The sequence below is a fragment of the Neisseria sp. KEM232 genome, assembly GCF_002237445.1.
Classification (GTDB): Bacteria; Pseudomonadota; Gammaproteobacteria; order Burkholderiales; family Neisseriaceae; genus Neisseria.
In genome coordinates this window covers 145,641-157,517 of record NZ_CP022527.1, presented here as the reverse complement: position 1 = coordinate 157,517, position 11,877 = coordinate 145,641, and the positions used below count along the sequence as shown (strand labels likewise).

The window sequence follows — 11,877 nt, the reverse complement described above, 5'->3', positions numbered from 1 at the left end:
GGGTAGCCTAGACACTAGGGGCTGTTGACAATCAGCTTTGCGGCGGTGTTTTTGGCAAAAAATACCCGCCCAAATCCCTGATGTTCCACGCTTTCGCCCTTGCCGCCGCGCTGTATGCCGCACCTGCCGCCGCAGGCTGCTCCTGCCCCTATGGCGGCACACTGCACGGAGGCGCACTAATCTGTGTAGTTCCCGACGGCAGGGGTGGAAGACTCCCGTCGGGCAAGCAGTCTGCACTTCAAACAACGCACAGCCTTACAGCGAGCAGCCTAATCAGCATTGGTGGTCTAGGGGATTAAACAACAAAGCAATCAAGGCCGATCCCATCCAGCCCGGCCATGTAGTCGGCATCCTCGAACCCGGCGGCCTGCACGGCTCGCTCGGCGGCGGCAGCGGCGCATCCGGCAAGCCGCCCGCCACATTCTCTTCCGCCCGCAGCCAAGCCTTGCGCCTGTGCAACGAAACTGCCCGCAACGGCGGTCGCGCTGCATGCAGCCCCGAAGCCGTTTTCCTGCGCGAAACCAGTCCCGTGTGCATCGCCGCCGCCCGCAGCAGAGGCAGCCGAGGCAAAGCGCAGCTTGCCGTTGTGCGTTATCTCGACATTGAATCCTTCAACAGCGACCGCGGCGCAGGCAACCAACTCCCCGTGATGACCGAAACCGACGCCCAATCGCAGGCCATACAGCAATGCAACGCCCGATACGGCAACTGCCTGCCCATAGAAACCTGGCCCGAATGCAAACACTAAACCAGCAGCCGGCGCTGGGGGTCTGCAGCAGGCACGCACGCGGGCTTGGGCGGAAAACCTGCCAACCGCGTGTGTGGCAAAGCTACACACCCTACGCCATACACGGCTACGCTTGCTCTGATGCCGGCTGCGCAGCGCAGTGCAGCAAAGTAGCGAAGCTAAAAACCAAACGCAGCCTGAAAGTCAGCTTTGCACTTTCAGGCTGCCAAACCAAGAGCAAGGGAAAACCATGGGCAACACCCCCAACATCAACGCCTTTCGCGGCCAAGTGCTGCAAAACCGCACCTGCACCACATCGGCAACCACGGTTGCAGGCGGCGTTTTTGGCGTGTTGGATGCCATGTGTTTGGCAGACGGTCGAGCCATGCGCGGCAGCCTGAAACCGTGGCTCTACGTCCTGTTGTTGCCGCATATTGCAACGCTGTTGCTGCTTATGCTGTTTACGCTGCCTGCCGCGATGCAGCATTCCGGTTTCGCACTGGAAATACTGCTCTCGCCCGTGCTGCTGTGGCTGATGGCCGGCACAATCGGCTGGTTTGCCTACCTGCCCCATGTTGCAGAGTGGCCAAGCCTGATTGCGCCCACCGCGATGGTGCTGCTGATAATCGCCGTTTGCCTGCTTTCAGGCTGTCACAAACGACATCACCATAGCGGCAAACGGATGATTTCGCTGGCAGTTTGGCTGTGGTTTGCCTACGGCTTTGTATTACTGGCATGCAGTATTAGTTCGTCTCATCAGGCCGTCTGAAAACCCCTTATCCGGCTTTTCAGACGGCCTCTCCAACAAAGAAACCCGCGCCATGAAAGAATTTGCCTACCCGCCCTTATCGCCCCCAAATCCGCCGAAAAAATCGTCCGACGCTTAATCGGGCGTTTCTTTAACGGCAACATCGGTGTGAAAAAGATACGGGTAAACGGACAATTAAAGGATAAAACCGTCTTCTCATTTAAAAGACCGTTCTACGCCGCAGACGGAGAAATCTGCACGCCCGCCGCATTGGCAGAGTGGTTTCCCGCGCAAGAGCTGTATGTGTTGCGGCACTACGTTTTTCAGGGCAACGCCCTGCCGCTGTTTGCCGCCCCATCGCAAGCAATAGCAGCGGACTTGGCGAATTTGGACGCACTTTGCGGCTACGAATATGCCTATGTTTTTGACAAGGATTACTCGTCTTGCTTTTAGGTGAGCGATTCGTCCGCGCCGCAAGCGTTGGGCGGTACGGAAAAACAGGCCGCCGTGCTGATTCGATATGCGCCAGTAAGTAAAGCAGGGCTGAAAGAAGCCTGAAAGCCGCAGGCTTCAACGAAGTTAAACCATCGCCTGCCATCTTTCCCCACACAAAAAGCTGTCTTTCAGACGGCCTCATTCAAGCCCGCTCCGTCTTTCGGTACAATCGCCCCTTTTTTAACCACAACAAAAAGGAACACCACCATGCCCTTACACCTCACACGCCGCCGCTTTCTCAAAAGCACCGCCGCCGTCGGCGCATTCGCCTTCGCTGGCCCCGTTTACCGCGTGCTCGCCGCAGAAGAAGCCGCCGCGTATTACCCGCCCGCGCTGATCCGCACACTGATGGGCGACAACGACGGCAGCCAGGCCGCCGCCCACGGCCTTGCCCTGCGCGGACAAAGCGTTACCCTGCCCGAAAAAGCCGGCGAGCAATACGATTTAATCGTGATCGGCGCAGGATTAAGCGGTTTGACCGCCGCCTATCTCTATCGAAAATCCCGCCCCAAAGCCAAAATCCTGATTTTGGACGCGCATCAGGACTTCGGCGGACACGCCATCCGCAACGAATTCAATGCAAACGGCAAACTCATCTTGGGCTACGGCGGCAGCGAATCCATCGACTCCCCAAAAACAGGCTATTCGCGCCAAGCCAAGCAGCTCTTGCACGACCTCGGCATCGACTACACCAAATTCAACCGCTATTTCGACCAAACCCTGTATGAAAAATGGGGCTTGAAAGAAGGCGTATTCTTCGACGAAGCCACCTTCGGCAAAAACGCCGTCGTCGCAGGACAGCCTGAAAACGGCAACGCCCAATCCGCCGACCTTATCGCCCAATTCCCCATGCCCGAAGACGCCCGCGCCGCGCTCACCGCGCTGTACACCAAGCCCGCCGACCACTGGCAGGGCAAAAGCAAACGCGAGCGCACCGAGCTTGCCCACAGCACGAGCTACTACGATTTCCTGAAAAACACCGCCAAGCTGCCCGAAAGCGCCCTCAACTACCTCACCCAAATCAGCAGCGAATACTGGGGCATTTCCATCCACGCCATTTCCGTTTATTCCGCGCTGGAAGACGGCTACCCCGGCGTGCAAAACCTGCAAATCAGCCACACAGCCCACACCGAAGAGCCCTATATCTACCACTTCCCCGACGGCAACGCTTCCATCGCCCGCCTTTTGGTGCGCAAACTCATCCCCGGCATCGCCGCAGGCAATACCATGGAAGACATCGTTACCGCGCAGTTTGACTATGGCAAACTCGACTTGCCCTCCAACAACGTCCGCATCCGCCTCAACAGCACCGCGCTGATTGTGCAAAACACGGCAAACGGCGTGGCGGTGGCATACAAAACCCCGAGCAGCCAAGACTTGGCGCGCGCCGACGCGGCGAAATGCATTTTCGCGGGACACAGCGCGCTGGCGGCGAAAATCATGCCCGAAATGCCCGAAGCACAAAAAACGGCCGAGCTGAGCAACTCGCGCACGCCCATGGTTTACGCCAATGCCCTGGTAAAAAACGCCCGCGCCTTCAAAAAACTCGGCGTACACCGCCTGTATTCGCCCGCCGCCTTCTTCTGCGACGTGAAACTGGACGACCCCGTCAGCATCGGCGACTACCAATTCGCCAAAACGCCCGACGAGCCGATCGTAATCCACATGGCGCACATCGCCACCGCCACCGAAGGCAAAACGCCGCAGGAAATGTATAAAAAAGGGCGCGGCAAACTGGCGGGCATGACCTTTGACGCGATTAAAGAAGAAATGCTCAAACAGCTCCGCGCCATCTACGCGCTCGCGGGCGAAAATCTCGACAACGACTTGCTCGACGTTTCCATCAACCGCTGGTCGCACGGCTACAGCTACGAGCGGCTGGATTTGTTCAACACCGAGCGAAACGCGGCGGACACTACCGCGAAAATGCAAAAACACCTGGGCAACATCCTGATGGCCGGCAGCGACGTGGCATGGAAGCCCTATGTGCAGGACGCCATCGACCAAGCATACCGCGCGGTGAAAGAGGCGTTGACTTAGGGTCTGTTGACAATCAGCCTTGCGGCGGTGTTTTTGGCAAAAAATACCCGCCTGCCGCGTCAAAAATGCTCGCAAGGTGTCCAACATTGCTGCGCTTTTTCCTTGCATTCGGGCATTTTTTACTCAAAAAACCGTCTCGCAAGCTGAATGTCAACAGCCCCTAAGGCTTTACCCTTAAAAAGGCCGTCTGAAAGCGGATTCTCCCGTTTTCAGACGGCCTTAAGATTCGTTGGCAATCAGTCTCCGTAGTCCTGCGAACAGCTGCCTTGTCTGCCGTATTGCACCATTAATTGCGTCATGGCTTCGTTGGTGCGGGTTTGACGGGCGGGGGGGAATCTTAAAAAAGCGGGAGGCCGTCTGAAAACCTGTATTACAGGTTTTCAGACGGCCTTTTTGCTGCGCATGCATGATTTATGCCATGGCGCAAAACCGCCTAAAAACAATCATCCGGCACGCGTACGCTGCCTTCCATAATCACGCGGGCGCTGCGGCTCATCACGGCTTTGGCGACGCGCCAGCGGCCTTGTTCGCAGCGGGCGGCGGCGCCGACACGCAGGGTGCCGGACGGGTGGCCGAAGCGTACGGCGTCGCGCGCGATACCGCCGGCGGCGAGATTGACCAGGGTGCCGGGAACGGCGGCGGCGGCGGCGATGGCAACGGAAGCGGTACCCATCATGGCGTGGTGCAGTTTGCCCATGCTCATGGCGCGTACCAGCAGGTCGGTGTCTTCGGCGGCAATGATTTTGCCGCCCGCTGCGGTGTAGGCGGCGCTGGGGGCGACCCAGGCGATTTTCGGGGTGTGGGCGCGGGTTTGCGCTTCGGACAGCGTTTGGATCAGTCCCATTTTCAGGGCGGCGTGGGCGCGGATGGTTTCGAGTTTTTCCAGTTCGGCGGGGTTGGCGTTGATGTCGTCCTGGCTTTCGCGGCCGCTGTAGCCCAAGTCGGCGGCGTTGAGAAAGACGGTGGGGATGCCGGCGTTGATCAGGGTGGCTTTCAGGCTGCCGATGCCGGGGACGGTGAGCTCGTCTGTCAGGTTGCCGGTGGGGAACATCTCGCCTGCGCCGTCGGCGGGGTCGAGAAATTCGATGACGGTTTCGGCGGCGGGAAAGGCGACGCCGTCGAGCTCGAAGCTGCCGGTTTCGGCCACTTGGCCGTTTTCAATGGGAACGTGGGCGACGATGGTTTTGCCGATATTGGCCTGCCAGATGCGGACGGTGCAGGTGCCGTTTTCGGGGATTTTGGCGGCGTCCACCAGCCCCTGCGAGACGGCGAATGCGCCGACGGCGGCAGTCAGGTTGCCACAGTTGCCGCTCCAATCGACGAAGGGGCGGTCGATGGCGACTTGGCCGAAGAGATAGTCGATGTCGTGATCGGGGCGCTCGGATGTGTCGAGAATCACGGCTTTGCTGGTAGACGAGCTGGCGTTGCCCAGTCCGTCTATCTGTTTGCCGTAGGGGTCGGGGCTGCCGAGCACGCGCAGCAGGATGCTGTCGCGGGCGGCGCCGGGCTGCTGCGCGGCGGCGGGCAGGTCGCTGCGTTTGAAGAAGATGCCTTTGGACGTGCCGCCGCGGTAATAGACGGCGGGAATTTTGATTTGCGGCATGGGGTGTCCTTTGTGGTGGGTTTTCAGACGGCCTGTACGGGATTTTCAGGCTGCCTTTGGGGTTTTCAGACGGCCTTTCGCGTTTTTCAGGCTGCCTTGGTTTCAGACGGCCTGTGCCGCCATAGGGTGTGTTGACAATCAACTTTTGAAGCGGATTTTGCGGCATAAAATGGCAGATGCAAGGCGAAAATGCGAGCCAATGCCGTCCATTGGCGAGTGTTTTCAACGCGGCAGATGCCGTTTTAGGACGGAAAAGCCGCCAAAATGTTGAATGTCAGCACACCCCAGGCAGCCTGAAAAGGGAAAAACGGCTTTTCAGGCTGCCTGTGTGCGTCAGGCGGCGTGTTCTTCGAGAAAGTCTTGGGCGAAGCGTTGCAGCACGCCGCCGGCCTGGTAGATCAGGACTTCTTCGGCGGTGTCGAGACGGCTGCTGACGGGGACTTCCAAGGTTTCGCCGTTGCGGCGGCGGATGGTGAGCGTCATGTCGCCGCGCGGGACGAAACTGCCGGAAACGTCGTAGGTTTCCGTGCCGTCGAGCGCAAGGGTGTGGCGGTTGGTGCCGCTTTTGAACTGCAGGGGCAGCACGCCCATGCCGATCAGGTTGGTGCGGTGGATGCGCTCGAAACCTTCGGCAACGATGGCTTCGACACCTGCCAGCCGCACGCCTTTGGCGGCCCAGTCGCGGCTGGAACCTTGTCCGTAGTCGGCGCCGGCGATGATGATGAGCGGCTGTTTGCGTGCCATATAGGTTTCGATGGCTTCCCACATGCGGGTTACGCGGCCTTCGGGTTCGATGCGGGCGAGCGAGCCTTGGCGAACGCTGCCGTCGGCGTTTTTCACCATTTCGTTGAACAGTTTGGGGTTGGCGAAGGTGGCGCGCTGGGCGGTGAGATGGTCGCCGCGGTGGGTGGCGTAGCTGTTAAAGTCTTCTTCGGGCAGCCCCATTTTGGCCAGGTATTCGCCTGCGGCGCTGGTGGGCAGGATGGCGTTGGACGGGGACAGGTGGTCGGTGGTGATGTTGTCGGGCAGGATGGCCAGCGGGCGCATGTTTTTCAGGCTGCGTTCGCCCGCCAGCGCGCCTTCCCAGTAGGGCGGGCGGCGGATGTAGGTGGACATGGGGCGCCAGTCGTAGAGCGGGCTGGCGGCTTTTTGCGCGGTGCCGGTGTCGAACATGGGCACGTACACGTCGCGAAACTGCTGCGGGCGGACGTATTCGGCAACGACGGCGTCGATTTCTTCGTCGGCCGGCCAGATGTCTTTTAAGCGGATGTCGCGGCCGTCGGCGGTGGTGCCGAGTATGCCGTTTTCGATGTCGAAACGGATGCTGCCGGCGATGGCGTAGGCGACAACCAGCGGCGGGCTGGCGAGAAAGGCTTGTTTGGCGTAGGGGTGGATGCGGCCGTCGAAGTTGCGGTTGCCGGACAGGACGGCGGTGGCATACAGGTCGCGTTCGATGATTTCCTGTTGGATTTCGGGGCGCAGGGCGCCGCTCATGCCGTTGCAGGTGGTGCAGGCGAAGGCGACGATGCCGAAGCCCAGTTGTTCCATTTCATGCAGCAGGCCGGCTTCTTTCAGGTAGATTTCGGCCACTTTCGAGCCGGGGGCGAAGGACGTTTTCACCCACGGTTTGCGTTTGAGCCCCAAGCGGTTGGCGTTGCGGGCGAGCAGCGCGGCGGCAACGACGTTGCGCGGGTTGCTGGTGTTGGTGCAGCTGGTGATGGCGGCGATAACCACGGCGCCATCGGGCATACGGCCGTCTGCCGGTTCTTCGTAGGGCGCGGCCAGGCCTTTGGCGGCCAGATCGGCGGTGGAAAAACGCGCGTGCGGGTTGGACGGCCCGGCCATGTTGCGCCCCACTTGCAAAAGGTCGAATTCCAGCACGCGCGGGTAGCGGGCACCGCGCAGATCGTCTGCCCACAGTCCGGCGGTTTTGGCGTAGGTTTCCACCAACCGCACCTGATGCTCGTCGCGGCCGGTGAGTTTCAAATAGTCGATGGTTTGGCGGTCGATGGCAAACATGGCGGCGGTGGCGCCGTATTCGGGGGTCATGTTGGAAATGGTGGCGCGGTCGCCCACGGTCAGGCTTTCGGCGCCTTCGCCGAAAAATTCGACAAACGCGCCGACCACGCGCTCTTTGCGCAGAAATTCGGTGAGCGCCAGCACGATGTCGGTGGCGGTAATCCCCGCCTGGCGGGCGCCGGTAAGTTTTACGCCGACGATGTCGGGCAAGCGCATCATCGACGCGCGCCCGAGCATTACGGCTTCGGCTTCCAAGCCGCCCACGCCCACGGAAATCACGCCCAGTGCGTCCACGTGCGGCGTGTGCGAATCGGTGCCGACGCAGGTGTCGGGAAAGGTGATGCCGTTTTGCACCTGCACCACGGGCGACATTTTTTCCAGATTGATCTGGTGCATGATGCCGTTGCCCGCCGGAATCACGTCGACGTTTTCAAAGGCGGTTTTCGTCCAGTTGATAAAGTGGAAGCGGTCTTCGTTGCGCCGCTCTTCGATTTCGCGGTTTTTGGCGAAGGCATCGGGGTCGTTGCCGTCGCATTCCACTGCCAGCGAATGGTCGACAATCAGCTGGGTCTGCACCACCGGATTGACTTTGGCCGGATCGCCGCCGCGCTCGGCAATCGCGTCGCGCAATCCGGCCAGATCCACCAGCGCCGTCTGGCCGAGAATGTCGTGGCACACCACGCGGGCGGGATACCAGGGAAAATCGAGCTCCTGTTTATTGTTAATCAGCTGTTCCAGCCAGGATTGCAGCGTGGACAAATCGGTTTTGTCGGCGCGGCGCACCAGGTTTTCGGCCAGGATGCGGCTGGTGTAGGGCAGTGTGTCGTACGAGCCTGCCTGAATTTCGTCGCAGGCGGCGCGGGCGTCGTAGTAGTGCAGGCCGGTGTCGGCTAAGGGTTTGCGGTATTTTTCGTTGGCGCTCATGGTTTTTTCCTTTGTTTCGGTATTGTTCTTGTGTTCGGGCTAAGCCGAGTGGTGTTTCAGGCTGCCTTGTGATGCGGTGCAGGCAGCCTGAAAGGGGGGTGAAGCGGTTTCAGACGGCCTTGGGGCTTTTCAGGCTGCCTGCGTTTGGGCGGCAAAGGCCGTCTGAAAAGGCTTTCAGGCTGCCTAATTGACCACACCTGCCGCTACGCGCTGCAAGCCCATGTGTTCGGCAAACGGCAAAAAGTCTTTGTCGCGGAACAGCAGCGGGATGTTTTCCGCGATGCAGAAGCCCGCGATGATGACATCGTTGGTTTTGCGTATGGTGATGCCGCGTTTGCGTAAGGCGCGGTACAGGGCGGCGCAGCGGATGGCGCGTTCGCGGCCGAGCGTGTCGAAGCAGTGCAGCGCGCCAAGCAGCGACAGGGCTTGGCTGTGGGCGGCATCGTCGCGAAAGCCTTGCAGGATTTCCATCAGAATCAGGTCGGTCAGCGCAACCTGTTCGTGTTGCAGGGCGAAATCCAAACGGTCGCTTTCGGCATTGCCGGTGCCGTTGAAATAGTCTATCCACACGCCGGTATCAGCAATGATCATCGCCTACTCCGCGCATCTGTGCCAAATCGCCTTCCCATATGAGTTTGCCGCGCAGGCTGCGTATTTGCCGCTGGCGCTGCTGCTGCACCAACAGGCGCAGGGCGGTTTCGACGACTTCGCGTTTGCTTGACAGGCCGGAAAGCTGCAGGGCTTCGGCCATCAGTTGGTCGTTGATGACGATATTGGTACGCATGGTCTGCTCCTGTGTGTATAAGAGCTGAAAATTATACACCTTGCGCGGCATCAGGCCGTCTGAAAAGGTTTTCAGGCTGCCTGAAAAGGGAAACCCGCAGGCAGCCTGAAAGCGCCTAGCGCTCGTTCAGCGGTACGAAGGCCAGATCTTCGGGGCCGGTGTAGTGGGCGCTGGGGCGGATGATTTTGCCGTCGGCGCGCTGTTCGATAACGTGCGCCGACCAGCCGGTGGTGCGCGAAATGACAAACAGCGGGGTGAACATGGCGGTGGGCACGCCGAGTTTCTGGTAAGAAACGGCGGAAAACCAGTCGAGATTGGGGAACATTTTTTTCTCGTTCCACATCAGGGTTTCCAGCCGCTCGGCGATGTCAAAGAGCAGCATGTCACCGCTTTCGGCGGAAAGTTGGCGCGCCACTTCTTTGATCACGACGTTGCGCGGGTCGGAAATGGTGTACACGGGGTGGCCGAAACCGATGACGATTTCTTTGCGGCCGATGCGCTCGCGGATGTCGGCTTCGGCTTCGTCGGCGCTGCGGTAGCGTTTTTGGATGTCGTAGGCCACTTCGTTGGCGCCGCCGTGCTTGGGCCCTTTGAGTGCGCCGATGGCGCCGGCGATGCAGGAATACAAATCGGAACCGGTGCCGGCAATCACGCGGGCGGTGAAGGTGGATGCGTTGAACTCGTGTTCGGCATACAGAATCAGCGAGATGTGCATGGCTTTGACTTGTTCGGCGGTGGGGCGTTTACCGTGCAGCAGGTGCAGGAAGTGGCCGCCGATGCTGTCTTCTTCGCTTTCCAAATCGATGACTTTGCCGTGCTGGGTGTATTGGTACCAGTAAAGCATGATGCTGCCGAGAGAAGCGATCAGGCGGTCGGCAATGTCGCGGGCTTCGCTGGTCGGCTGGCTTTCGCGCTCGGGCAGGGTGCAGCCGAGTGCGGAAACGCCGGTACGCATCACGTCCATCGGGTGGGTGTTGGCGGGCAGGTTTTCCAGCACGTGGCGCACGCGCATGGGCAGGGTGCGCAGGGCGATGAGTTTTTTCTTGTAGTTGGCCAGCTCGTGTTTGTCGGGCAGGTGGCCGTGGATCAGCAGGTGGGCGACTTCTTCAAACTCGCAGTGTTTGGCCAGATCGAGAATGTCGTAGCCGCGGTAGCTCAAATCGTTGCCGCTGCGGCCGACGGTGCACAGCGCGGTATTGCCTGCGGCCACGCCGGACAGGGCGACGGATTTTTTGGGTTTGAAGGCGGGGGTGGCGGTTTGTGCTGTCATGGCAAGCTCCTTTAAGTAGAGTGGGCGGGAAAAGCGGGGGGGACTTTCAGTCCCTTGGTTTTATTATTTTTTGCTGAATAATTCGTCCAATTTCTGTTCGAAATCGTGGTAGTTCAGATGATCGTAGAGTTCGGCGCGGGTCTGCATGGTGTCGAGCACATTGGCCTGCGTGCCCTCGTGCATAATCGCTTCATAGACATTCAGCGCGGCTTTGCTGGCGGCGCGGAAGGCGGAAAGCGGATAGAGCACCAGTTTCACGCCGTTGTCGGCCAGCTCCTGTTGCGTGTAGAGCGGCGTGGCGCCGAACTCGGTGATGTTGGCCAGCACCGGCACGCCGACCGCATCGGCAAATTGGCGGTACATGCCCAGCTCTGTCATAGCTTCGGGAAAAATCATGTCCGCGCCCGCTTCGACACAGGCCTGCGCCCGCTCGATGGCAGCCTGAAGACCTTCCACCGCCAGTGCGTCGGTACGCGCCATCACAACGAAGTTTTCGTCGCGGCGGGCGTCTACCGCCGCTTTGACGCGGTCAACCATTTCCGCCAACGGCACAATGGCTTTGTTCGGGCGGTGGCCGCAGCGCTTTTGCGCCACCTGGTCTTCGATGTGCACCGCCGCCACGCCTGCGCGCTCGAAAGCGCGGATGGTGCGGGCGATGTTGAACGCGCCGCCCCAGCCGACGTCGATGTCCACCAGCAGCGGGGTATCGACGTTGTCGGTAATGCGCTGCGCGTCGGTGAGCACGTCTTCCATGGTGGTGATGCCCAAATCGGGAATGCCGCGCGAACAGGCCGCCACGCCGCCGCCGGAAAGGTAAACCGCCTTAAAGCCGCTGTGCGTGGCCAAACGGGCAAAATAAGCATTGATGCAGCCGACAACGGCCAGGGGACGGGATTCTTGAACTGCCTGACGGAAACGCAGGCCTGCGGAAGGGATGGTCATACTGTGTTCTCCTGTGGTGTTGTTCTTGTGTAAGGGACTGTAGTGCTGTGTAGTCTGGCCGTAAAATCACTTATTCTGATACTAATAATAAAATCGGGTGATACCCCCATAACAAAAAACTGACGAAATTCAAGTTAAACCCATAAGAAACAATCAGAAAAAATCCAATCGAAAAACCCGTTTTTCACAGCCGTATCCATTTCCGAATGAAAGATAGGCATCATTCCTATATTATTTCGAATTTTTTAATACAAGCTGCCGCATCGCTCCCCTACTTTGCAACAAACCTTCTCCGATGCCGCCGCGCGCGGCACAGGCAAACAAA

The 11,877-nt window shown here is 59.6% G+C and carries 10 protein-coding genes; 4 read left to right on the top strand and 6 right to left on the bottom strand.

Annotated elements, in window-relative coordinates:
* Nucleotides 1-37 precede the first annotated feature (37 nt).
* From CGZ77_RS11860 to CGZ77_RS00665, 4 genes are all read left to right on the top strand, one after another.
* Nucleotides 38-748, top strand: a complete 711-nt coding sequence (locus CGZ77_RS11860; RefSeq protein WP_157697469.1) for a hypothetical protein — start codon at nt 38-40, stop codon at nt 746-748.
* Nucleotides 749-977: 229 nt separating this feature from the next.
* A complete protein-coding gene (locus CGZ77_RS00675) occupies nt 978-1,496 on the top strand; it encodes a hypothetical protein (protein WP_094030827.1) in 519 nt (172 codons plus the stop codon).
* A 147-nt stretch (nt 1,497-1,643) separates the two neighbouring features.
* Nucleotides 1,644-1,928: a hypothetical protein gene (locus tag CGZ77_RS00670; RefSeq protein ID WP_009427505.1), complete on the top strand. Its 285-nt coding sequence runs from the start codon at nt 1,644-1,646 to the stop codon at nt 1,926-1,928.
* Between the two features lie 249 nt (nt 1,929-2,177).
* Nucleotides 2,178-4,010, top strand: coding sequence for an FAD/NAD(P)-binding protein (locus CGZ77_RS00665; protein ID WP_009427503.1), 1,833 nt, complete (start codon nt 2,178-2,180; stop codon nt 4,008-4,010).
* 433 nt (nt 4,011-4,443) lie between these two features.
* Here the strand turns inward: CGZ77_RS00665 and prpF are convergent, their stop codons facing one another.
* The 6 genes from prpF to prpB form a co-directional block, all read right to left on the bottom strand.
* Nucleotides 4,444-5,613, bottom strand: coding sequence for a 2-methylaconitate cis-trans isomerase PrpF (prpF, locus tag CGZ77_RS00660; RefSeq protein ID WP_009427499.1), 1,170 nt, complete (start codon nt 5,611-5,613; stop codon nt 4,444-4,446).
* 333 nt (nt 5,614-5,946) lie between these two features.
* On the bottom strand, nt 5,947-8,556 hold the full coding sequence (acnD, locus tag CGZ77_RS00650) for a Fe/S-dependent 2-methylisocitrate dehydratase AcnD (protein ID WP_009427498.1): 2,610 nt from the start codon (nt 8,554-8,556) through the stop codon (nt 5,947-5,949).
* A gap of 183 nt (nt 8,557-8,739) precedes the next feature.
* Entirely contained in the window at nt 8,740-9,147 is a 408-nt protein-coding gene (locus CGZ77_RS00645; protein ID WP_009427496.1) for a PIN domain nuclease, read from the bottom strand.
* Nucleotides 9,134-9,340, bottom strand: coding sequence for a type II toxin-antitoxin system VapB family antitoxin (locus CGZ77_RS00640; protein ID WP_036496847.1), 207 nt, complete (start codon nt 9,338-9,340; stop codon nt 9,134-9,136). The genes CGZ77_RS00645 and CGZ77_RS00640 overlap by 14 nt, the downstream gene beginning before the upstream one ends.
* A gap of 115 nt (nt 9,341-9,455) precedes the next feature.
* Nucleotides 9,456-10,610 carry a 2-methylcitrate synthase gene (prpC, locus tag CGZ77_RS00635; RefSeq protein ID WP_036496845.1) on the bottom strand — a complete coding sequence of 385 codons (1,155 nt, stop codon included), beginning with the start codon at nt 10,608-10,610 and terminating at the stop codon, nt 9,456-9,458.
* 63 nt (nt 10,611-10,673) lie between these two features.
* Nucleotides 10,674-11,552, bottom strand: a complete 879-nt coding sequence (gene prpB / locus CGZ77_RS00630) for a methylisocitrate lyase (RefSeq protein ID WP_009427492.1) — start codon at nt 11,550-11,552, stop codon at nt 10,674-10,676.
* Nucleotides 11,553-11,877 lie beyond the last annotated feature (325 nt).

What these genes read in the sequence shown, in the direction of transcription:
- prpC (WP_036496845.1), bottom strand. Translation starts at nt 10,610, where the DNA reads ATGACAGCACAAACCGCCACCCCCGCCTTCAAACCCAAAAAATCCGTC.
- CGZ77_RS00645 (WP_009427496.1), bottom strand. Translation starts at nt 9,147, where the DNA reads ATGATCATTGCTGATACCGGCGTGTGGATAGACTATTTCAACGGCACC.
- acnD (WP_009427498.1), bottom strand. Translation starts at nt 8,556, where the DNA reads ATGAGCGCCAACGAAAAATACCGCAAACCCTTAGCCGACACCGGCCTG.
- CGZ77_RS00675 (WP_094030827.1), top strand. Translation starts at nt 978, where the DNA reads ATGGGCAACACCCCCAACATCAACGCCTTTCGCGGCCAAGTGCTGCAA.
- CGZ77_RS00640 (WP_036496847.1), bottom strand. Translation starts at nt 9,340, where the DNA reads ATGCGTACCAATATCGTCATCAACGACCAACTGATGGCCGAAGCCCTG.
- CGZ77_RS00665 (WP_009427503.1), top strand. Translation starts at nt 2,178, where the DNA reads ATGCCCTTACACCTCACACGCCGCCGCTTTCTCAAAAGCACCGCCGCC.
- prpB (WP_009427492.1), bottom strand. Translation starts at nt 11,552, where the DNA reads ATGACCATCCCTTCCGCAGGCCTGCGTTTCCGTCAGGCAGTTCAAGAA.
- prpF (WP_009427499.1), bottom strand. Translation starts at nt 5,613, where the DNA reads ATGCCGCAAATCAAAATTCCCGCCGTCTATTACCGCGGCGGCACGTCC.